Here is a 19,892-nt window from a genome sequence, read left to right as displayed (position 1 = left end):
GCGGACGGCGACCGCGGCGCTATACTCTGTAAGCCACCGCGCGCATAATCGGATCAACAATCAGACTGCCGGCCCATCCCTCAAGTCTGACAGTCCGGCACCAACGCTGAGAACGTCAGCGCTTCGGGTCAGGACGGTAACGGCAGCGGTTAGCTATTCATGACACAGGCATTCACGACAAAGGACAGCATCACCTATGACTAACCTGATTCTGGCAGCGATCGCCGCGCTTATCGTCGGCATCGTCATCGGCGTGTTCATCGGGCGCTCGGGACAGGGCTCCACCCTGCGGCAGCGTCGTGCCGAGCAGCAGATTGATGAGGTGCGCAACGAATTCACCCGTTACCAGGCCCAGGTCAACGAGCATTTCATGGAGTCCGCGCACCTGCTGCGTCGCTTCAACGATGCCTACCGCGACGTGAATCAGCACATGGCCCGTGGCGCCAACCGGCTGTGCAATGATGAGGACTGGCTGGAAGGTCTGGACGAAGACAGCCGGGCACGACTGGAAGATGATCGTGAAGACGGCGTTGAACCGCCGCGAGATTACGCACCCAAGAGCGACCCAAGTGAGAAAGGCACCCTGGCCGAAGATTACGGCCTGTCTGCCAAATCTCGGGAACAGGCCTGAGCAGGCAAAAGCTCAGCCGAGCAATAGGCCCGGACTAGAAACCACCAAGCAGGACAAGCCTGCTTGGTGGTGGCAAACCGGTTATACCGGATTGTCGCAATCAACAAAGCGATGTTCGATGCCGAACTTGTCCGCCAGCGCCTGCCCCAATGCCTTCACCCCATAGCGCTCCGTCGCGTGATGACCGGCCGCGTAGTAGTGAATGCCGCATTCCCGCGCGGTATGGGTGGTAGGCTCTGAAATCTCGCCACTGATAAACGCATCCATCCCCGCATCCAGCGCCTTGGCGATGTAACCCTGGGCGGCACCGGTACACCAGCCGACACGGCGGATGCGCTCCGCTCCCATGCCGACGTGCAACGGCTGACGCCCCAACGCCTGACTCAGGTGGGCCGCCAGCGCCTCCGGGGTCATCGGTACAGCCAGCTCTCCCTGCCACACCAGCCCATCCAGCGGACGCGGATTGCCGATACCCAGCACCTCGGCCAGCTGTCGATTGTTACCGTATTCCGGGTGGTCATCCAACGGTAGATGGTAAGCCACCAGATTGATGTCGTGGGCCAACAGCGTTTTCAAACGGGCCCGCTTCATGCCGGTGACCGCCTGGGGCTCCCCTTTCCAGAAGTAACCGTGGTGGACCAGGACAAGGTCGGCCCCGTCAGCCACGGCGGCATCCAGAAGAGCCTGGGACGCCGTCACACCGGAGACGATCCGGTGTACCTGGGCGGAGCCCTCCACCTGCAGGCCGTTGGGGCAGTAGTCCTGGAACGTCTCGGGAGTCAGCCACTGCTCCAGAGTTGCCATGAGCTCCGCGCGTTCTGCCATTACAGCACCTCCTTCAGCGCCCCCAGCAGGGCGTCTGTCTGAGCCCGGGTGCCGATGGTAATGCGAAGGAAATCCTCAATCCGCGGCTTGTTGAAATGCCGCACAATGACCTTGCGCTCCCGCAGACCGGCGGCGAGCACCTCGCCACGGTGGTCGGGATGACGCGCCAGCACGAAATTGGCCATGGACGGCAACACCTCAAACCCCAGGTCTGTCAATGCCGCGGTCAGGCGCTTGCGCTCGGCCATCACACCGTCACAACTGTCGCGGAACCAGGCCTCGTCTTCGAATGCCGCCACAGCACCTGCCTGCGCCACCCGATCCAGGGGGTAGGAATTGAAGCTGTCCTTGACCCGGCGCAGCCCTTCAATCAGTTCCGGGCTGCCTACGGCCAGACCAACCCGCAACCCGGCCAGGGAACGGGACTTGGACAGGGTCTGGGTCACCAGCAGGTTGGGATAGCGGTTGACCAGAGTGATGGCAGTATCGCCACCGAAATCCACATAGGCTTCATCGACCACCACCACCCGCTCCGGGTTGGCCTTGAGGATTTCCTCAACCTGCATCAGGGGCAGGAAGCACCCGGTTGGAGCGTTGGGGTTGGGAAAGATGATACCGCCGTTGTCGCAGCGGTAATCCGCCGGATCAATCTCAAACGCGCTGGTCAGCGGAACCGGCTTGGCCTCGATGCCATACAGATTGCAGTAGACCGGATAGAAGCTGTAGCTGATGTCCGGGAACAACACCGGCGCGTCGTGCTGGAACAGACCAAAGAAGATGTGGGCCAACACTTCGTCGGAACCGTTGCCGACGAACACCTGATCCCGGCCCACGCCGTAATAGTCGGCAATGGTCTGGCACAGGCGCTCAGATTCCGGGTCCGGGTACAGTTTGAGCTCGTCTGCCACCACCGTTTTCATGGCAGCGACGGCCTTCGGCGACGGGCCGAAGGGGTTCTCGTTGGTGTTGAGTTTGACCAGGTTGCGAACCTTGGGCTGCTCGCCCGGCACATACGGCGTCAGCTCGTGTACCCGCGGGCTCCAGAACTTACTCATCGCCCTGCCCTCCTTCGCTCTGAATGCGGTACTCGGCGGAGCGGGCGTGGGCGGTCAGCCCTTCACCTCGGGCCAGTACCGACGCCACCTTGCCCATCTCGCTGGCACCGGCGGCAGAAAAACCAATCAGCGACGATCGTTTCTGGAAATCGTAGACCCCCAACGGCGACGAGAACCGTGCAGTGCCGGATGTGGGCAGTACGTGATTGGGGCCGGCACAGTAATCCCCCAGGGCTTCGGCGGTGTAACGCCCCATGAAGATGGCGCCGGCGTGACGGATCGCCTCAACCAGCGCCTCCGGGTCGGCCACCGACAGCTCCAAATGCTCCGGCGCGATGCGGTTGCTGACCTCGGCGGCCTGAGCCAGATCGGCCACCTCAATCAACGCCGCCCGGTCATTCAGCGAACGGGCAATGATCTCCGCGCGCTCCATGGTCGGCAACAACCTGCGAACACTGGCCTCGACCCGATCCAGGTAGTCGCCATCCGGGGAGATCAGGATCGATTGCGCCTGCTCGTCATGTTCGGCCTGGGAAAACAGGTCCATGGCAATCCAGTCCGGATCGGTCTCGCCATCGCAGATCACCAGGATCTCAGACGGGCCGGCGATCATATCGATACCGACGGTGCCAAACACCTCTCGCTTGGCCGTCGCCACGAAGATGTTGCCCGGTCCCACGATCTTGTCCACCGCCGGAATGGTCTCAGTACCGTAGGCCAGCGCAGCCACGGCCTGGGCACCGCCAACAGTGAACACCCGGTCGACGCCGGCGATGGCCGCCGCCGCCAGCACCATGTCGTTCTGCACGCCGGCCGGCGTCGGCACCACCATGATAACTTCGGCAACCCCGGCCACCTTGGCTGGAATGGCGTTCATCAGTACCGATGACGGGTACGCTGCCTTACCACCGGGCACGTAGAGGCCCGCGCGATCCAGCGGCGTGACTTTCTGGCCAAGCACGGTGCCATCCGCTTCCTGGTATTGCCAGGAGTCCTGGCGCTGGCGCTGGTGATACCCGCGGACGCGCTCTGCCGCCTGCTCCAGCGCCTCCCGCTGATCGGCGGGAATGGCCTCAAGGGCCTGCTGCAGGCGCGCCTGGGAGATTTCCAGTTCCGCGAGCGACGCCACGCTGACCTGGTCAAACTTCGCGGTGAACTCCAGTACCGCGGCATCCCCACGGGTCCTCACCTGATGCAGGATATGACGCACCGACTCATTCACCTGATGGTCCACACTGTCTTCCCAGGCCAGGAGGCGGGCAAGTTCAGTATCGAAGTCAGCCTGGGCGGCCGACAACCGGGTAATGGCAAGGTCTGTCATAACGTAATCCTGCTGTGAGGAGTGGTTGGTGTTTACGCGGGTTCCGCGTTTTTGCGACGGGCCACCGCAGCGCCCATCTTCTCGATGATGGGTTGCAGACGGTCGTGTTTCATTTTCATTGAGGCCCGGTTGGCCACCAGGCGGGTACTGATGTGTTCAATCAGCTCCCGGGGCTCCAGGCCGTTGGCCTTGAGGGTATTGCCGGTATCGACAATGTCGACAATCTCATCGGCCAGCCCGAGGATCGGGGCCAGCTCCATCGCGCCATAGAGTTTGATGATATCGGCCTGACGGCCTTGGGCGGCGTAATAGCGACGGGCCAGGTTGACGAACTTGGTGGCCACCCGCACACGCCCCTGGGGGGCTTCCTGCCCCTTGGGGCCGGCCGTCATCAGCCGGCAGCGGGAAATGTTCAGATCCAGCGGCTCGTAGAGGCCGTCGCCACCGTGCTCCATCAGCACGTCTTTGCCGGTCACGCCCAGATCGGCGCCGCCGTACTGGACGTAGGTGGGTACATCGGTGGCCCGGATAATGAGGATACGGACGTTGGGGTCGGTGGTCGGAAACACCAGCTTGCGGGACTTCTTGATGTCGTCGACCAGCTCAATGCCGGCCTCCTTCAACAGGGGCAGGGTCTCCTCAAGAATACGCCCCTTGGACAGGGCGATGGTGATGCTGTCAGTCATTGTGCCTTCCGCTTGTTTGTTGTCACGCTGGCAGGCGACGAATGCTACCGCCCAACAGTTGCAGTTTCTCTTCAATACACTCGTAACCACGGTCGATGTGGTAGATGCGGTCCACCACGGTATCGCCGTCTGCCACCAGGCCGGCGATCACCAGGCTCGCTGACGCCCGCAGGTCGGTTGCCATCACCGGCGCACCATGGAGGTGGTCGACGCCCTTGATGATCGCCGCGTTGCCTTCCAGGGTGATGTCAGCGCCCATGCGGATCAGCTCCTGCAGGTGCATGAAGCGATTCTCAAACACCGTCTCGACGATGGTGCCAGTGCCTTCGGCGACGGTGTTCATGGCGGCGAACTGGGCCTGCATGTCGGTGGGAAATGCCGGGTATGGGGCGGTCCGCAGGCTGACAGCGCGGGGTCGGTTGCCCTTCATGTCCAGCTCGATCCAGTTGTTGCCGTGGCAGATGGTGGCGCCCGCCTCTTCCAGCTTCAGCAGCACCGCTTCCAGCAGGTCTTCACGGGTATCCTTGAGCTTGACCCGCCCGCCGGTCGCCGCTGCGGCCACCAGGTAAGTCCCGGTTTCCACCCGATCCGGCAGAACGTCATAGTGGCAGCCATGCAACCGCTCGACGCCATGAATCTCGATGGTGGCAGTACCGTGACCACGGATATCGGCGCCCATGGCAATCAGGCATTCCGCCAGATCCACCACTTCCGGTTCCCGCGCCGCATTTTCAAGGATGGTTTTGCCGTCAGCCAGCGCCGCAGCCATCATCAGATTCTCGGTGCCGGTCACGGTGACGGTATCGAGGAAGATGTGGGCACCTTTCAGGCGACCGTTGGAGCGCGCCTTGATGTAGCCATTCTCAACCTTGACCTCGGCGCCCATCTGCTGGAGCCCGTGGATGTGCAGGTTGACCGGCCGGCTGCCGATGGCGCAGCCACCAGGCAGCGACACTTCCGCCTCGCCGAAGTGGGCCACCAGTGGCCCCAGCACCAGGATCGACGCCCGCATGGTCTTGACCAGCTCGTAGGGGGCGTGGAAATGCTTGATGGTGTTGGCGTGCACCTCGACGCTCATTTTCTCGTCGATCATCAGCTCCACCCCCATACGACCGAGCAGCTCGATCATGGTGGTGATGTCATTGAGGTGCGGCAGGTTGCCTACGGTGACAGGTTCGTCCGCCAGCAGGGTCGCGGCCAGGATCGGCAATGCCGAGTTCTTGGCACCGGAAATGCGGATCTCGCCATCAAGCGGCTTGCGGCCACGAATCAGTAGTTTGTCCAAAATCGTCTTCCTGTTGCACGTGGGCCAGAATCAGGCCTGGCGGGCGGCCCATTGAGCGGGAGTAAATGCTTTGATGGTCAGCGCGTGGATGGTGCCTTCGGCCAACTGCTGCTCAAGGGCGCCGTAGATCAGCTGTTGTTTCTTAACCGGCGACAGACCTTCAAATCGGTCTCCCACCGCCACCACCAGGTAGTGATTGCCTTCACTCTGAACGTCAATCTCACAATCCGGCAATGCCTGTTTTACCAGCTCGGCGACTTCGCGGGCTTCCATAGAACGGTCCTCGGGGGAAAATCAATACAAGGCGGGAATTGTACCCAATAATCGAACGCAGGTCAGCCGGCGGCTGGATGGGGATCGGCAGGATGGCTGGCGGTATCGGTAGCGGGTTCAGGCGTGCTGTCCGGCTGCAGGCCGGCAAGGCAGTGATCTACCCCGCCCAGGACTGCCAGCGCTACGAGGTCATCCGGGGCATTACAATAGCGCAACGGTCGCTGTTGCGCCGCTGCCAATCGCTGCCAGCACAGCAACAGCGACAACAGCACACTGCTGGCGCCGGTCACACCAGCAAGGTCCAGCTCCAGCAGGCCCTCACCCTGACGAATGCGGGCGTCGCCGTCTCGGCGCAGGGCGAGCACGGAGTCGGGCGTGACCACACCGCTCAACGCCAGTGCACCGCCCGCTCCTGTGAGTTCACAAGGGGCTCCGGTCACGAACCGGCGGCCTCGTTTTCCAATTGCTCAACAGCGCCAGTCCAGCTGTCAATCACCGCCTGTACATCGCCACGGTTCTGCTCCATTTCCTGGCTGAACCGATCGCGGAACGCCAGACCGATGTTGATGCCTTCCACAATGACATTTTCCATCATCCAGTCCTGACCTTCCTTGCGATACATGGAGTAGGTCACCGGGTACCGGTTGCCCTCCGCAGTGATGACTTCCATCAGCACCGACGCCCGCTCGTCATTGCTGGGATTGATCTGGGCTTCCTTGATCTCGATCTGGAAATCCTGGGACTGCACCAGAGCCTGGGCGTAGCTGTCGAATAGGCTGCGCTTGAACTTCTCGACAAAGGCATCCCGCTGCTCCGGTGAGGCCTGGCGCGCGTAACGCCCCATCACCCGCGCCGCGATCCGACGGAAATCGACAAAGTCATCCAGCGTGTCTTCCATATTTTGGTAGAACGCCTCGGGGTCACTGTCGTAGAGGCCCTTCTCCTCATTAAGCTTGGACACCAGCTTCTGGGTGCTCTCATCGACATACTGACGCAGCGCCTCGTCGGCACTGACCGTCACGGAGAACATCATCGCCAATACTACCAGCGTCCATCTGGATACGGATTGCGCCATCACTTGCATAACCTACTCCCTTGTTTCAACAATCTAGTTTCTTGCCTTGGGCCCGGGCATAGCCCGAGCCTTGCCGAATCGAATCGATCGATCGACTCTGATTCTGGATGGCCCTCACAACCATCAGGCAATCAGCGGCCTGAGGCAAAGTTGCTGATTACCCGCTCCAGGTTCAACGCGGATTGGGTTGAATAGAAGACATCCCCGTCTTTCATGGGGTCTTCCTCAATACCCACCGAAATATCAATGTACTGCTCCCCCAGCAATCCGGATGTACGTATTATCGCGGAACTGTCGCTGGGAATGTTTTTCACCGACGCGTCAATCTCCAGCGTTGCCTTGGCCTGAAACGTCTCCGGATCGAGCACCACCTCGCGGATGTGCCCCACCGTGACCCCCGCCATCGACACCCGCCCGCGGGCCGACAAGCCGCCGGCGTCATTGAAGCGGGCGTAAACCGTGTAGGTGTCGGTCCTCGCCCCCGGTGCCAGTCCGCTGACCTGCAGGGCCAGGAACAGCAGCGCCGCACACCCCGCCACCATAAACAGCCCCACCAGGATTTCCGTAGTCCGTGTCGTCATGACGCTCCCAAAGCCCCCTCAAAAGCCGCCGAACATCACGGCGGTCAAGACAAAATCCAGCCCCAGTACCGCCAGCGAGGAATACACCACCGTGCGGGTGGTTGCCGCACTGATACCCGCCGACGTGGGCACACAATCGTAGCCCTGGAATACCGCGATCCAGGAGCAGACCACTCCAAACACCAGACTCTTGATCAAGCCATTGACCACGTCATCCAGGAATGCCACGGAGGACTGCATACTGCTCCAGAACGATCCGGCATAGACGCCCAGCCAGTCGACGCCGACCAGCATGCCGCCCCAGATGCCCACCGCAGAAAAAATCATTGCCAGCACCGGCATGGCGATGAAACCGGCCCAGAGCCGTGGGGCGGCCACCCGCCGTAACGGGTCCACGCCCATCATTTCCAGGCTGGCGAGCTGTTCGGTGGCCTTCATCAGACCAATCTCGGCCGTCAGCGCCGAGCCTGCGCGGCCAGCGAACAGCAAGGCCGTCACCACCGGCCCGAGCTCCCGCACCAGGGTCAGCGCAATCATCTGGCCAATGGCCTCTTCGCTGCCGTAGTCGCTGAGAATCGTGTATCCCTGCAACCCCAGCACCATGCCAATAAACAGACCGGAAACCACCACAATCGCCAGTGACAGCACGCCGATGGCATACAACTGCTTGACCAAAAGACGGAAGCCGCCATTCTGGCCGGGCGCCCCCCACAGTGCGCCAGACAGAAACAGACCGGCGCGCCCCCAGGTCGACAGCAGCGTCAACCCATAGCGGCCCAGCCTCGCCAGAGCATCCGTCATTGGACATCCCCCCAGTCGGTGACCCGATCCGGCGCCGGATAATGGAATGGCACCGGCCCATCGGGCTGCCCCTGAAGGAATTGCTGCACCTGCTCCGAGCCATGCTGGCGCAGCTCGTCCGGCGTACCCTCACCAATCACCCGGCCATCGGCAATGATGAAGGCGTGATGGCAGATACTGAAAGATTCTGGCACGTCGTGGGATACCAGAACGCTGGTCAGACCCATGGTGCGATTGAGGTCACGGATCAGCTTCACCAAGACCCCCATGGCAATCGGGTCCTGGCCGGCAAAGGGTTCGTCGTACATGATCAGCGCCGGATCAAGGGCAATACTGCGGGCCAGTGCGACCCGTCGGGTCATACCGCCGGACAGCTCCGCCGGCATCAGGTCCCGGGCACCGCGCAGACCAACGGCTTCCAGCTTCATCAGAACGATATCGCGAATCATGTCGTCCGGCAGCCGGGTGTGGACCCGGAGGGGAAAGGCGACATTCTCAAACACCGACAGATCGGTAAACAGGGCGCCGCTCTGGAACAGCATCCCCATAGTCTCCCGCAACCGGTAAAGCGCCTTGCGGCCCAGTTTCGGCACTTCCTCGCCATCCACCAGAACCCGGCCTGACGACGGCTTCAGCTGGCCACCGATCATTTTCAGCAGGGTGGTCTTACCGGTACCGCTGGGGCCCATGATGGCTGAGATTCGCCCCCGTGGGATCGACAACGACACACCGTCAAAAATCGTGCGACCGTTGCGGGCGAAGACAACGTCTTCCAGGACAATGTGGGGAGAAGGGTCCATGACAGAATCTGGCGGCTATCCAAGCTGGAACGATTGGCGCTTACAGTATGCCAAGGCTGCCGCAAGCTCAATCGCCGGATCGCAAAAATATCCTGATGGCAACGATCAGTTAATCTGAATAAGCCCGCCCCGGACTTCGCTCAGTCCTGAAAGTGGTATACTGCCGCCACATCCGCCAGAACACCCGGACAGATTATGACCAGCAGTTTCAGGGACGCCGCCCTACAGGCCATCGCCATTGAACGCGACGCCATCGACGCCCTCACCGACCGGATTGACCAATCGTTTACCCTTGCCTGCGAAATCATCATGGCCTGCCAGGGCCGGGTGGTGGTGACCGGCATGGGAAAATCCGGACACATCGGCAAAAAGATCGCAGCCACCCTGGCCAGCACCGGCACTCCAGCTTTCTATGTTCATCCCGGCGAAGCCAGCCACGGTGACCTGGGCATGATCACCGGACAGGACGTGGTACTGGCAATCTCGAACTCCGGCAACACCAGTGAAGTGCTCACCATCCTGCCATTGATCAAGCGCATGGGCGCGCCGCTGATCAGCATGACCGGCAACACCGACTCGGTGCTGGCACGGGAGGCCGAAGCCAACCTGGACATCAGCGTCGATCAGGAAGCCTGCCCCCTGGGACTGGCCCCCACCTCCAGCACCACCGCCACACTGGTGATGGGCGACGCCCTCGCCGTAGCACTGCTGGATCGGCGCGGATTCAGTGCCGAAGACTTTGCCTTCTCCCACCCCGGCGGTAGCCTCGGTCGTCGCCTGCTGCTGCGGGTCAGTGACATCATGCATACCGGCGAACGCATTCCCCGGGTGGGCGAAGACACCCCGCTCAGCGGCGCGCTGCTGGAAATCTCCCTCAAGGGACTGGGCATGACCACCGTCATCGACGGCCAGGGCGGACTCAGTGGCATCTTCACCGATGGCGACCTGCGTCGCACCCTGGATCGCCCGGTGGACATTCACGCGACACCGATTGCCGACGTCATGACCCGCAACGGCAAGACCATTCGCGACGACCAGCTCGCCGCCGAGGCCCTCAACATCATGGAAGAACTCAAGATCAACGCTCTGCCAGTGGTCAACCGTGACGGCCAACTGACCGGCGCCATCAACATGCATGACCTGCTGCGGGCGGGGGTAATCTGATGACCACGCAAGCACCCACCTGGCCTGTTGAACTGATGGCCCGGGCCGCCGACGTCCGCCTGCTGGCCCTGGACGTCGACGGCGTCATGACCGACGGCACCCTGCTGTTCAGCGCCGAGGGCGACGAACTCAAGGCCTTCAACATTCTCGACGGCCTCGGCATCAAACTGCTGATGCAGGCCGGCGTGACCGTTGCAGTCATCACCGGTCGCAGCTCGCCGCTCACCGAACGACGCATGAACAGCCTGGGCATTCCCCACCTGATGCAGGGCCGGGAGGACAAACTCACCGCCCTGAGGGAGCTGGCCGGCCAATTGCAGATGCCGGCGGCGCACATTGCCTATATGGGAGATGACCTGCCCGACCTGGCCGCCATCCAGCACGCCGGCCTGGGCCTGACGGTACCAAACGGCCACTGGTATGTGCGCCAGCACGCCGACCACTGCACCACGGTGCCGGGCGGCGCCGGCGCGGTGCGGGAAGTCTGCGACCTGATCCTCGCAGCCCAGGGCCAGCTGGACCAGTGCCTGGCCCACTATCTGGAGCCGACCGCCTGATGCTCAATACCCTGCTATTCAATAGCAAGGTGCGCTCGCTGGCGCTGCTGACCTGTGCGCTGGTGCTGGCTTCCCTGCTCTGGCGCTCTGACCAGCCACCGGAGCCACTTCAAGCGGAAGGGCTGCGCGGCCCGAGCGAACCGGACGGCTTTGTGATCAATGGCGACTATCGCTCCTTCGACAGTAATGGCGATCTCGCCATTCGCCTCAGCAGCCCCCGCATCGAGCAGTTTGAAACCAGTGAACGCGCCACCCTGGTGGAACCCGAGGCCATTCTCCAGGATCAGCCATCAGACAGCCCCTGGCAACTCACCGCCCGGCGTGGCGACTTTCACCAGGCAACCGGCCAGCTTTCGCTCAACGGCAATGTGGTTGTCACCCGACCGCTCCAAGACGGCCAGGCCGCCACCCTGAGCACCGAACACTTGACGCTGGACAACCGCAGCCGCACCGTACACACCAATGCACCCGTCACCCTCACAGACGCGTTTGGCACTACCCGTGCCACCGGTATGACCGCCTGGATCGACGACCGGGTGCTGGAACTGACGTCAAAGGTAGAAGGACACTATGAGCCTGCCCCAAACCCGACCCCTTAAGCGACTGAGCCGCACGTGCACAGCCGTCCTTGCCAGCGTGCTGCTGGCATCCCCGGCGGCGGCCTTTGATCTGGACTCCGACGCCCCGATCACCGTCAACGCCGCCCACGCCCGCCTGGATGACAGCCAAGGCGTGGCCACCTACACCGGCGATGTCGTGGTTGCCCAGCAGGGCACCCGCCTCAGCGCCGACAAGGTGGTGCTATACCGGGACGACCAGGGCCTGAGCCGCATTGAGGCCACCGGCACCCCCGCCCGCTACTCCCAGGCAACCGCAGGCCAGACCGCCGCCACCGAGGCCAGCGCCGAGCGCATCATCTACAACGCCACCGAAAGCCAGCTGACGTTCGAGCGCAACGCCATGATTGAGCAGTCCGGCAACCTGTTCCGCGGCAACCGCATTCTCTACGACACCCGCAATCGGGTGGTGACGGCGGAGGGCGATAACGGCGGCAATGGCGAGGGCCGGGTGGAAATGGTCATCCAGCCCCGCGGCCGCGCCCAGGGCGACAGCAACTAGACAGGAACCAAGATGGCAGTGCTCCGCGCCAGCAACCTGGCAAAAAGCTACAAGCAGAAGAAAGTAGTCCTCGACGTCTCCCTGGAGATCCGCAGCGGGGAGATTGTCGGCCTGCTGGGGCCTAACGGCGCCGGCAAGACCACCTGCTTTTACATGATCGTCGGCCTGGTACCGTCGGACAAGGGACGCATCACCCTGGACAGCCAGGACATCACTCCCTTACCGATGCACGGCCGTGCCCGCAAGGGCATTGGCTACCTGCCCCAGGAAGCTTCGGTGTTCCGCAAGCTGAGCGTGCGGGACAACATCATGGCGATTCTGGAAACCCGCAGTGACCTCAAGCGCGCTGACCGCGAGCAAAAACTGGAGGACCTGCTGGCGGAGTTCCACATCACCCACATCCGCGACAGCCTGGGCATGGCCCTGTCCGGGGGCGAGCGCCGGCGGGTGGAGATCGCCCGCGCACTGGCGATGGAGCCGGCCTTCATCCTGCTGGACGAACCGTTTGCCGGTGTCGACCCCATCTCGGTCAGTGACATCAAGCAGATCATTCGCCACCTGCGGGATAAGGGCATCGGCGTACTGATCACCGACCACAACGTGCGCGAAACCCTGGATATCTGCGAGAACGCCTACATCGTCAGCGGCGGCCACATCATCGCCTCCGGCTCGTCCGAGGACATCCTGGCCAACCAACAGGTCAAGGAAGTTTACCTCGGTAACGAATTCAAACTATGACCCTCCCCAAATGCATTGATTTCTGACGTCAGTTTGTCGACCATCAAGTCTTCGTAACGCTGCCTGCTGGTATCTTGAGAACGTGGATTGCGGATAAACCGTCTACACTCGATACAGGCCAGCAGCAGCCGGCCAGATTGTCTTGCCCACCACAAGCAAGTACACTCGGCAGAAAAATTGCTTGTAAAAGCAACTTCGCATGACGCAAGACTTTTTAGGCTCACCAGGCATGACCGGTTGGTGATATCCCACCTGCCAGGCACACCGGTGACGGAACTGACATCATGGTAATGAAAGCCTCACTTCAGCTAAAACTGGGCCAAAGCCTGACCATGACGCCCCAGTTGCAACAGGCGATCAGGCTGCTTCAACTCTCCACCCTGGATCTCCAGCAGGAAATCCAACAGGCGCTGGATTCCAACCCCATGCTGGAAACCCAGGAAGACGACGACCGCGCCGAGGCAGAGCAGAACGACGACCGCAACGACGCTGAAGACGGCCAGGACCAGGACGCCAGCGCCACCACAGATGACAGCTGGGATGACGACAGCAGCCAGGAGTGGGAGGCCGACAACAACGGCTCCGAGAACATTCCCGACGACCTGCCGGTCGATACCGCCTGGGACGACATCTACCAGCCCTCTCCTGCCCCCGCCAGCCGCGGCGACGATGAGGGTGACAGCGATTTCGAGTCCCGCAACTCGGTCTCCGAGACCCTTCACGATCATCTGGAATGGCAGCTCAATCTGACCCCCATGGGTGACCGGGACCGGGCCATTGCCCACGCCCTGCTGGACGCAGTGGACGAGCGCGGCTACCTGACCTCCCCGCTGGACGAAATCCACTCCGGGTTGATGGACGACGCCGACGAGGACCCGGTGGAGCTCGACGAGATCGAAGCGGTACTGCGTCGGCTGCAGCATTTCGACCCCGCCGGTGTGTTTGCCCGCGACCTGCAGGAATGCCTACTGATCCAGCTCAACCAGCTGCCACCGGACACCCCCTGGCTGCCCCAGGCTCGCCTGGTGATCACTCACTACATCAACCTGCTGGGCAACCGCGACTACGCCCAACTGCTGCGGCGCAGCCGGCTGAAAGAAGACCAGCTGCGGGACGTTCTGGCCTTGATCACCCAGCTCAACCCGCGCCCGGGCAGCGCCATTGATCAGGCTGAGCCGGATTACGTCATTCCCGATGTCATCGTGCGCAAGCACCAGGGACGCTGGCGGGTGGAACTGAACCCGGAGATTGCGCCGCGCATTCGCGTCAACGCCAGCTACGCGTCGTTGATCCGCCGGGCCGACAGCAGCGCCGACAACACCTACATGCGGGACCAGCTGCAGGAAGCCAAGTGGTTCATCAAGAGCCTGCAGAGCCGCAACGAAACCCTGCTCAAGGTGGCCACCCGCATTGTCGAGCACCAGCAGGGCTTCCTCGATCACGGCGAGGAGGCGATGAAGCCACTGATCCTCTCCGACATCGCCCAGGCGGTGGAAATGCATGAATCCACGATTTCCCGGGTCACCACCCAGAAGTACATGCATACCCCCCGGGGCATCTTCGAGCTGAAGTACTTTTTCTCCAGCCACGTCAGCACCGATGAGGGCGGAGAATGCTCGTCCACCGCCATCCGGGCGATGATCAAAAAACTGATTGCAGCAGAAACCCCAAAAAAGCCATTGAGCGACAGCAAAATTGCCGCCATGCTAGGGGAACAGGGAATCAAAGTGGCCCGGCGCACCGTCGCCAAGTATCGGGAGGCCATGCACATTCCCCCGTCAAACGAACGGAAGAGATTGGTGTAGGCCAGGGAGCGCTCACCAGCGCGGCTCTGGCCCGAAGGGATCTACCGCCGCGGGGAAACACCGCGGCAACCCCGCCAGTGATCGTAGTCGCTGGCAAGCCGACAATAGGAGACGCCTATGCAACTCAATATTTCAGGTCATCACGTCGAACTGACAGCTCCCCTCAAAGAGTACGTCTCTGGCAAGTTCGAAAAGCTTGAACGGCATTTCGATCACATCAGTAACTGTCAGGTGACTCTGGAAGTCGAGAAGGTCCGCCAGATGGCGGAAGCCACGTTGCATGTAATTGGCGGTGAGATCCACGCCAAGGCCGAAAACGAAGACATGTATGCAGCCATCGACGCTCTTGTGGACAAGCTGGATCGACAGATCCTGAAACACAAGGAAAAAAATATTGATCGTATGCATGGAAACGGCGCCCGCTAAAAGGTAGCCTTGCCCACACCTGAACTGATCGAGCTGCGGTACGTCTGACGTATCGCAGCCTTTTTTTTACGGAACCACTGTCTATCCATGACGGACACATCACTCACCATCGAAACCATCCTGACCCCGGAGCTTGCCCGCTGCCGTGTTGCCGGCACCAGCAAGAAGCGGGTTCTGGAATTCATCTCCGAGAGCATCCACCAGCAGTATCCCGATCTGGATGCCGGGCAGATTTTCAACAACCTGGTTGCCCGCGAACGCCTGGGCAGCACCGGTATTGGGCAGGGCATTGCGATCCCCCACTGTCGGCTGGATGGCTGCAGCCAGGTCATCGGTGTGCTGGTCACCCTGGAGGAAGGCGTTGGTTTCGATGCCATCGACAACCAACCGGTGGATCTGCTGTTTACCCTGATCGTCCCCAAGGAAGCCACCAGCGAGCACCTGGAACTGCTGAGCCAGCTGGCCGAGAAGTTCAATGAACAGTCGTTCTGTAACGAACTGAGACAGTGCAGCGACAACGAGACCCTGTACAATCGAATGATAGGCGCCTAACAGCAGACTGATCACTCAAGGGTGATGGACTATGAAACTGATCATCGTCAGCGGCCGCTCCGGCTCGGGTAAGAGTACAGCGCTGCATGTACTTGAAGACCTTGGTTTCTACTGCATCGACAACCTGCCCATCGGACTGCTGTTCCCTCTTACCCGGGAAGCCACCGCTCAGGAGAGCACCGGGCGGCTGAAGAAAATCGCCGTCAGCATCGATGCCCGTAACCTGTCGGATGAGATCGCCAACTTCGAGGACATTCACCACCAGCTGACCCAGACCGGCGCCACCATCGAGACCATCTTCCTTGATGCCACCGACCAGGCACTGCTGCAGCGCTTTCACGCCACCCGCCGCAAACACCCCCTGAGCAACGACCGCACCTCCCTGAAAGAGGCCATCACCAGCGAGAAACACCTGCTGGAACCCATCGCCAGCCTGGCGGATCTCTACGTCGACACCACCGAACTGTCGATCTACGAACTGCGGGACATGGTTAAACAACGGGTGATCGGCCGGCGGGAACAGGAAATGGCGCTGCTGATCCAGTCCTTTGGCTTCAAGCACGGGGTGCCGGTGGATTCCGATTACGTCTTTGATGTCCGCTGCCTGCCCAATCCCTACTGGGATGCCAGCCTGCGCAAGTTTACCGGCATCGACCAACCGGTAATCGACTTCCTCGAGCACGAGGCCATGACCACCAAGCTCACGGACGATATCATTCAGTTCCTGGATTCCTGGCTGCCATCTTTCGGCCAGAGCAACCGCAGTTACATGACCATTTCCATTGGCTGTACCGGTGGCCAGCACCGCTCGGTGTACGTCTGCGAGAAAGTCGGCGCCTACTTCGCGGAACGCTACAACAACGTCCAGGTCCGTCATACCGAACTGCCACACCTGAAACGCAGCCTATGATTCGCCAGCAAGTCACCATCATCAACAAGCTGGGCCTGCACGCCCGCGCTGCCGCCAAACTGGTGGCCACCGCCTCGGAGTTCGAAAGCAGCATCCAGATCTGCAAGGGCAGCCAGCAGGTGGATGCCAAGAGCATCATGCCCGTCATGATGCTGGCCGCCAGCAAAGGCACCGACCTTGAACTCAACATCGAAGGCCCCGACGAGCAGCAGGCGCTCGATCAGCTGGTCGCCCTGATTAACGACTACTTCGGCGAGGGCGAATAGCGCCCCCGCCCCGCCAGCACGCCGGTTTCTACGGCATTCACCTACAACGCTTTCTCACCACTGCAACGTAAGTCCGCTATACTACGTAAGTTTATCAGCTACGCCCGGTAGCCTGGCTGCTGGAGACCCTGGCCGCATAGCAGATGGTCCCCAGCGCAGGATTACCGTCGGCAGCGCTGATGGTCATTTGGGCAGAAAGTTGGGTGATCAATGACGGACATTCTGGAACAAAGCCAGGCTCGCCAGCGTCTCCGCTCCCTCGGAGAAGCTCTGGACAGTGGCGCCCTTAAACAGGTTGCCCGCATCCTCAATGGCGGCCTCAGTCCCAGTGATATTGCCCACCTGCTGGAATCCTCCCCGCCCCGCCAGCGCGCCCTGCTGTGGAACCTGGTTGACAAGAACCTGGAAGGGGAAGTCCTCCAGTACCTGAGCGACGACATCCGGGGTTATTTCCTCAGCCAGCTGAACGCCCAGGAACTGGCCAACATCATTGAGGACTTCGAGTCCGACGACCTCGCCGACCTGCTGCAGCAGTTGCCGGACACGGTGATCCAGGAAGTCCTGGACACCATGGACGAACAGGACCGGCAACGGGTCGAGGAAGTCCTCGCCTACCCGGAGGACACCGCCGGCGGCCTGATGAATACGGACACCATCACGGTGCGTCCGGACATCAGCATCGACGTGGTTCTGCGTTATCTGCGCCGTCACCGCAACCTGCCGCCAATGACCGACAGCCTGATTGTGGTCAGCCGGAAAGACCAGTTCATCGGCATGCTGCCCATCACCAAGATGTTGGTGAGCAATCCCGCTACCACGGTGCGGGAAGTCATGGACACCGACATTGAGCCGATTCCGGTCACCCTGGCAGACACCCAGGTCGCCACTCTGTTCGAGCGCTACGACCTCATCTCCGCGCCGGTGGTGGACGACGACGGCAACCTGCTGGGCCGGATCACCATCGATGACGTGGTCGACGTTATCCGGGAGGACGCCGATCATTCGCTGATGAGTATGGCCGGCCTGGACGAAGACGAAGACACCTTCGCCCCGGTGCTCAAGACCACCCGGCGCCGGGCGGTGTGGCTCGGTATCAACCTGATTACCGCATTTATCGCCTCCGCCGTGATCGGCCTGTTTGAGGATACCATCGAGAAGGTGGTGGCCCTGGCGGTGCTGATGCCCATTGTGGCCAGCATGGGCGGAATTGCCGGCAGCCAGACCCTGACGCTGGTGATCCGCGGCATGGCCGTGGGCCAGATCAGTGGCGCCAACGTCAAATGGCTGCTGAACCGGGAGTTTCTGGTGGGCATGCTCAACGGTCTGTTATGGGCCGTGGTGGTCGCTACCGCCGCCACCGCCTGGTTCCGCGATCCGGTGATCGGTGTGGTGATTGCCGCAGCGCTGGTCATTAATCTGCTGGGAGCGGCCTTTGTCGGCACCGTGCTGCCGCTGTTCCTGAAGTCACGGAACATCGACCCGGCCCTGGCCGGGGGCGTGATACTCACCACCGTAACCGATGTGGTAGGATTCATGTCCTTCCTTGGGTTGGCCACGGTGTTTTACGCCTGAGCCCGCCCCGGCCACACCAGGAACCGAGCATGACCGAACAGCCATACGACGACAGCGAACAGGAATGGGGCAAGAGCAAGTCCCAGCTTAAACGTGAGATGCAGGACCTGCAGGATCTGGGCAAGCAGATGCTGGCCCTGTCCAGCGAGCAGCTCGCCACCCTGCCAATCGGCGACACCCTGCGCCGTGCGATCGAGGAATCCCATCGCATCCGTCAGAACGAGGCCCGTCGCCGCCACCTGCAATACATTGGCAAGGTCATGCGTCAGGAAGACGATATCGACGCCCTGCGTCGCGCTATCGGCGCGTTTCACGCGGGCAGCGAGGAGCACACCCGGCGTCTGCACCTGGCGGAGCGCTGGCGGGATCGCATGGTTCAGGAGGGCGACAGCGCCGTTGGGGAGTTTCTGGATTACTGCCCCGCGGCCGACATCCAGCACCTGCGTAACCTGGCCCGCAACGCCCGCCGTGAAGCCCAGCAGGAAAAGAACACCGGCCAGGGCAAGAAACTGTTCCGCTACCTGCGGGAATGCATCGACGAGGGCGAACGCGACTAGGTACGCTATAGCCGCCGGTGATCCCAGACCGGCATGCGCTGGCGCACCTCCTGCAACCTCCGGGGGGCCAGCGCAGCCATGACCCAACCCGGGCCCTCCTCCTGCTGCTCTGCCACCACCGATCCCCAGGGATCGACAATCATGGAGTGGCCATAGGTCCGGCGCCGAGGGCTGTTGTACCCCCCCTGCCCGGCAGCCACCAGCCAGCACTGGTTCTCAATGGCCCGGGCACGGATCAGCGGATGCCAGTGCGCATCCCCGGTGGTATAGGTAAAGGCACTGGGCAAGGCCACCCAATCCGCCTGTTGCTGACGCAGTGCCCGGAACAGCTCCGGAAATCTCAGGTCGTAGCAGATTGCCAGCCCCAGACGACCGGCAGGCGTGTCGACGGTGACCACCTGTTCGCCGGGCTCGAAGGTGTCCGACTCCCGGTAACGGCCCTGGGCATCCGCCACTTCGGCGTCAAACAGGTGAATCTTGTCGTATCGCGCCACTTCCCGGCCCTGGTCATCCAGCACCAGACAGCAGGCACGGACGCGATCGGCCACGGTACTGCCATCCTCCCGCTCCGCCAGTGGCAGCGAACCACCAACAATCCACAACCCCAACGACCGCGCCAGCTCAGCAAGAAAGTCGCGAATCTCACCGCCACCGATTTCCTGCTGTCCCTGCGCCACCATCTGTGCGGTCTTGAGGATGGCGAAATTCTCCGGCAGCACCGCCACCGAGGCGCCCGCCGCGGCCACCTCGGCCAGCAGCGTCGCGGCCTGGGCCAGGTTGTCCTCCAGACGCTCGCCACTGACCATTTGCACCGTGGCGACACGGACACCCTCAACGTCGCGTGGTTCCGTCATTTCAGTCTCTCCTGCGGTTGGAATCGGTGTGCCTCTCTT

Annotated in this window: 25 protein-coding genes; 13 read left to right on the top strand and 12 right to left on the bottom strand. The window is 61.8% G+C overall.

Annotated features, from left to right (window positions below; genetic code table 11):
• Positions 1-196: 196 nt before the first annotated feature.
• Positions 197-631, top strand: a complete 435-nt coding sequence (locus tag MLD24_RS10325; protein WP_227171776.1) for a Z-ring associated ZapG family protein — start codon at positions 197-199, stop codon at positions 629-631.
• Positions 632-712: 81 nt separating this feature from the next.
• Here the strand turns inward: MLD24_RS10325 and MLD24_RS10320 are convergent, their stop codons facing one another.
• From MLD24_RS10320 to MLD24_RS10270, 11 genes are all read right to left on the bottom strand, one after another.
• Positions 713-1,456 (bottom strand): Nif3-like dinuclear metal center hexameric protein, encoded by a 744-nt coding sequence (locus MLD24_RS10320; protein WP_282450580.1) that lies wholly within the window; start codon positions 1,454-1,456, stop codon positions 713-715.
• Positions 1,456-2,511 (bottom strand): histidinol-phosphate transaminase, encoded by a 1,056-nt coding sequence (gene hisC / locus MLD24_RS10315; RefSeq protein WP_227171777.1) that lies wholly within the window; start codon positions 2,509-2,511, stop codon positions 1,456-1,458. Before hisC ends, MLD24_RS10320 begins: the two co-directional genes overlap by 1 nt.
• Positions 2,504-3,832: a histidinol dehydrogenase gene (gene hisD / locus MLD24_RS10310; protein ID WP_248166552.1), complete on the bottom strand. Its 1,329-nt coding sequence runs from the start codon at positions 3,830-3,832 to the stop codon at positions 2,504-2,506. Before hisD ends, hisC begins: the two co-directional genes overlap by 8 nt.
• Before the next feature lie 32 nt (positions 3,833-3,864).
• Positions 3,865-4,518 carry an ATP phosphoribosyltransferase gene (gene hisG / locus MLD24_RS10305; RefSeq protein ID WP_227171779.1) on the bottom strand — a complete coding sequence of 218 codons (654 nt, stop codon included), beginning with the start codon at positions 4,516-4,518 and terminating at the stop codon, positions 3,865-3,867.
• Between the two features lie 22 nt (positions 4,519-4,540).
• Positions 4,541-5,803 (bottom strand): UDP-N-acetylglucosamine 1-carboxyvinyltransferase, encoded by a 1,263-nt coding sequence (murA, locus tag MLD24_RS10300; protein ID WP_227171780.1) that lies wholly within the window; start codon positions 5,801-5,803, stop codon positions 4,541-4,543.
• Between the two features lie 30 nt (positions 5,804-5,833).
• The gene (locus MLD24_RS10295) at positions 5,834-6,076 is read right to left on the bottom strand and encodes a BolA family protein (protein WP_227171781.1); all 243 of its coding nucleotides are present in this window, start codon (positions 6,074-6,076) and stop codon (positions 5,834-5,836) included.
• Positions 6,077-6,138: 62 nt separating this feature from the next.
• Positions 6,139-6,516 carry an STAS domain-containing protein gene (locus MLD24_RS10290; RefSeq protein WP_248166551.1) on the bottom strand — a complete coding sequence of 126 codons (378 nt, stop codon included), beginning with the start codon at positions 6,514-6,516 and terminating at the stop codon, positions 6,139-6,141.
• Entirely contained in the window at positions 6,513-7,109 is a 597-nt protein-coding gene (locus tag MLD24_RS10285; protein ID WP_248166566.1) for an MlaC/ttg2D family ABC transporter substrate-binding protein, read from the bottom strand. The genes MLD24_RS10290 and MLD24_RS10285 overlap by 4 nt, the downstream gene beginning before the upstream one ends.
• A gap of 173 nt (positions 7,110-7,282) precedes the next feature.
• Entirely contained in the window at positions 7,283-7,732 is a 450-nt protein-coding gene (gene mlaD / locus MLD24_RS10280; protein WP_248166550.1) for an outer membrane lipid asymmetry maintenance protein MlaD, read from the bottom strand.
• 18 nt (positions 7,733-7,750) lie between these two features.
• Positions 7,751-8,533 carry a lipid asymmetry maintenance ABC transporter permease subunit MlaE gene (gene mlaE, locus MLD24_RS10275; protein WP_248166549.1) on the bottom strand — a complete coding sequence of 261 codons (783 nt, stop codon included), beginning with the start codon at positions 8,531-8,533 and terminating at the stop codon, positions 7,751-7,753.
• Positions 8,530-9,333 (bottom strand): ABC transporter ATP-binding protein, encoded by an 804-nt coding sequence (locus MLD24_RS10270; protein ID WP_248166548.1) that lies wholly within the window; start codon positions 9,331-9,333, stop codon positions 8,530-8,532. Before MLD24_RS10270 ends, mlaE begins: the two co-directional genes overlap by 4 nt.
• 195 nt (positions 9,334-9,528) lie before the next feature.
• On the opposite strand from MLD24_RS10270, the gene MLD24_RS10265 reads away from it, so the two are divergent.
• The 12 genes from MLD24_RS10265 (at position 9,529) to yjgA (ending at position 18,999) form a co-directional block, all read left to right on the top strand.
• Positions 9,529-10,497 (top strand): KpsF/GutQ family sugar-phosphate isomerase, encoded by a 969-nt coding sequence (locus tag MLD24_RS10265; RefSeq protein WP_227171786.1) that lies wholly within the window; start codon positions 9,529-9,531, stop codon positions 10,495-10,497.
• Positions 10,497-11,054 carry a KdsC family phosphatase gene (locus tag MLD24_RS10260; protein ID WP_248166547.1) on the top strand — a complete coding sequence of 186 codons (558 nt, stop codon included), beginning with the start codon at positions 10,497-10,499 and terminating at the stop codon, positions 11,052-11,054. Before MLD24_RS10265 ends, MLD24_RS10260 begins: the two co-directional genes overlap by 1 nt.
• A complete protein-coding gene (gene lptC / locus MLD24_RS10255; protein WP_248166546.1) occupies positions 11,054-11,653 on the top strand; it encodes an LPS export ABC transporter periplasmic protein LptC in 600 nt (199 codons plus the stop codon). Before MLD24_RS10260 ends, lptC begins: the two co-directional genes overlap by 1 nt.
• Positions 11,625-12,173 carry a lipopolysaccharide transport periplasmic protein LptA gene (gene lptA / locus MLD24_RS10250; protein WP_248166545.1) on the top strand — a complete coding sequence of 183 codons (549 nt, stop codon included), beginning with the start codon at positions 11,625-11,627 and terminating at the stop codon, positions 12,171-12,173. The genes lptC and lptA overlap by 29 nt, the downstream gene beginning before the upstream one ends.
• A gap of 12 nt (positions 12,174-12,185) precedes the next feature.
• Positions 12,186-12,911, top strand: coding sequence for an LPS export ABC transporter ATP-binding protein (gene lptB, locus MLD24_RS10245; protein WP_227171790.1), 726 nt, complete (start codon positions 12,186-12,188; stop codon positions 12,909-12,911).
• A 284-nt stretch (positions 12,912-13,195) separates the two neighbouring features.
• Positions 13,196-14,716 (top strand): RNA polymerase factor sigma-54, encoded by a 1,521-nt coding sequence (locus tag MLD24_RS10240; RefSeq protein ID WP_248166544.1) that lies wholly within the window; start codon positions 13,196-13,198, stop codon positions 14,714-14,716.
• Positions 14,717-14,833: 117 nt separating this feature from the next.
• Positions 14,834-15,142 (top strand): ribosome hibernation promoting factor, encoded by a 309-nt coding sequence (hpf, locus tag MLD24_RS10235; RefSeq protein WP_227171792.1) that lies wholly within the window; start codon positions 14,834-14,836, stop codon positions 15,140-15,142.
• 87 nt (positions 15,143-15,229) lie between these two features.
• Positions 15,230-15,694 (top strand): PTS IIA-like nitrogen regulatory protein PtsN, encoded by a 465-nt coding sequence (gene ptsN / locus MLD24_RS10230; protein WP_227171793.1) that lies wholly within the window; start codon positions 15,230-15,232, stop codon positions 15,692-15,694.
• Between the two features lie 31 nt (positions 15,695-15,725).
• Positions 15,726-16,604: an RNase adapter RapZ gene (gene rapZ / locus MLD24_RS10225; RefSeq protein ID WP_227171794.1), complete on the top strand. Its 879-nt coding sequence runs from the start codon at positions 15,726-15,728 to the stop codon at positions 16,602-16,604.
• Positions 16,601-16,870 carry an HPr family phosphocarrier protein gene (locus MLD24_RS10220; protein WP_227171795.1) on the top strand — a complete coding sequence of 90 codons (270 nt, stop codon included), beginning with the start codon at positions 16,601-16,603 and terminating at the stop codon, positions 16,868-16,870. Before rapZ ends, MLD24_RS10220 begins: the two co-directional genes overlap by 4 nt.
• A gap of 210 nt (positions 16,871-17,080) precedes the next feature.
• The gene (gene mgtE, locus MLD24_RS10215; RefSeq protein ID WP_227171796.1) at positions 17,081-18,442 is read left to right on the top strand and encodes a magnesium transporter; all 1,362 of its coding nucleotides are present in this window, start codon (positions 17,081-17,083) and stop codon (positions 18,440-18,442) included.
• Positions 18,443-18,471: 29 nt separating this feature from the next.
• Positions 18,472-18,999, top strand: a complete 528-nt coding sequence (yjgA, locus tag MLD24_RS10210) for a ribosome biogenesis factor YjgA (RefSeq protein WP_248166543.1) — start codon at positions 18,472-18,474, stop codon at positions 18,997-18,999.
• Between the two features lie 5 nt (positions 19,000-19,004).
• Here yjgA and MLD24_RS10205 read toward each other — a convergent pair whose 3' ends face one another.
• Positions 19,005-19,853: a carbon-nitrogen hydrolase family protein gene (locus MLD24_RS10205; protein ID WP_248166542.1), complete on the bottom strand. Its 849-nt coding sequence runs from the start codon at positions 19,851-19,853 to the stop codon at positions 19,005-19,007.
• Positions 19,854-19,892 lie beyond the last annotated feature (39 nt).

It is taken from the genome of Marinobacter xestospongiae (assembly GCF_023156385.1).
Taxonomy (GTDB): Bacteria; Pseudomonadota; Gammaproteobacteria; order Pseudomonadales; family Oleiphilaceae; genus Marinobacter; species Marinobacter xestospongiae.
This window is presented reverse-complemented; position numbering and strand designations above follow the sequence as displayed.

Excerpts from the sequence above, each read along its gene's own strand:
- MLD24_RS10325 (WP_227171776.1), top strand. The coding sequence starts at position 197 with ATGACTAACCTGATTCTGGCAGCGATCGCCGCGCTTATCGTCGGCATC.
- MLD24_RS10320 (WP_282450580.1), bottom strand. The coding sequence starts at position 1,456 with ATGGCAGAACGCGCGGAGCTCATGGCAACTCTGGAGCAGTGGCTGACT.
- hisC (WP_227171777.1), bottom strand. The coding sequence starts at position 2,511 with ATGAGTAAGTTCTGGAGCCCGCGGGTACACGAGCTGACGCCGTATGTG.
- hisD (WP_248166552.1), bottom strand. The coding sequence starts at position 3,832 with ATGACAGACCTTGCCATTACCCGGTTGTCGGCCGCCCAGGCTGACTTC.
- hisG (WP_227171779.1), bottom strand. The coding sequence starts at position 4,518 with ATGACTGACAGCATCACCATCGCCCTGTCCAAGGGGCGTATTCTTGAG.
- MLD24_RS10295 (WP_227171781.1), bottom strand. The coding sequence starts at position 6,076 with ATGGAAGCCCGCGAAGTCGCCGAGCTGGTAAAACAGGCATTGCCGGAT.
- MLD24_RS10285 (WP_248166566.1), bottom strand. The coding sequence starts at position 7,109 with ATGATGTTCTCCGTGACGGTCAGTGCCGACGAGGCGCTGCGTCAGTAT.
- mlaD (WP_248166550.1), bottom strand. The coding sequence starts at position 7,732 with ATGACGACACGGACTACGGAAATCCTGGTGGGGCTGTTTATGGTGGCG.
- mlaE (WP_248166549.1), bottom strand. The coding sequence starts at position 8,533 with ATGACGGATGCTCTGGCGAGGCTGGGCCGCTATGGGTTGACGCTGCTG.
- MLD24_RS10270 (WP_248166548.1), bottom strand. The coding sequence starts at position 9,333 with ATGGACCCTTCTCCCCACATTGTCCTGGAAGACGTTGTCTTCGCCCGC.
- MLD24_RS10265 (WP_227171786.1), top strand. The coding sequence starts at position 9,529 with ATGACCAGCAGTTTCAGGGACGCCGCCCTACAGGCCATCGCCATTGAA.
- MLD24_RS10260 (WP_248166547.1), top strand. The coding sequence starts at position 10,497 with ATGACCACGCAAGCACCCACCTGGCCTGTTGAACTGATGGCCCGGGCC.
- lptC (WP_248166546.1), top strand. The coding sequence starts at position 11,054 with ATGCTCAATACCCTGCTATTCAATAGCAAGGTGCGCTCGCTGGCGCTG.
- lptA (WP_248166545.1), top strand. The coding sequence starts at position 11,625 with ATGAGCCTGCCCCAAACCCGACCCCTTAAGCGACTGAGCCGCACGTGC.
- lptB (WP_227171790.1), top strand. The coding sequence starts at position 12,186 with ATGGCAGTGCTCCGCGCCAGCAACCTGGCAAAAAGCTACAAGCAGAAG.
- MLD24_RS10240 (WP_248166544.1), top strand. The coding sequence starts at position 13,196 with ATGGTAATGAAAGCCTCACTTCAGCTAAAACTGGGCCAAAGCCTGACC.
- hpf (WP_227171792.1), top strand. The coding sequence starts at position 14,834 with ATGCAACTCAATATTTCAGGTCATCACGTCGAACTGACAGCTCCCCTC.
- ptsN (WP_227171793.1), top strand. The coding sequence starts at position 15,230 with ATGACGGACACATCACTCACCATCGAAACCATCCTGACCCCGGAGCTT.
- rapZ (WP_227171794.1), top strand. The coding sequence starts at position 15,726 with ATGAAACTGATCATCGTCAGCGGCCGCTCCGGCTCGGGTAAGAGTACA.
- MLD24_RS10220 (WP_227171795.1), top strand. The coding sequence starts at position 16,601 with ATGATTCGCCAGCAAGTCACCATCATCAACAAGCTGGGCCTGCACGCC.
- mgtE (WP_227171796.1), top strand. The coding sequence starts at position 17,081 with ATGACGGACATTCTGGAACAAAGCCAGGCTCGCCAGCGTCTCCGCTCC.
- yjgA (WP_248166543.1), top strand. The coding sequence starts at position 18,472 with ATGACCGAACAGCCATACGACGACAGCGAACAGGAATGGGGCAAGAGC.
- MLD24_RS10205 (WP_248166542.1), bottom strand. The coding sequence starts at position 19,853 with ATGACGGAACCACGCGACGTTGAGGGTGTCCGTGTCGCCACGGTGCAA.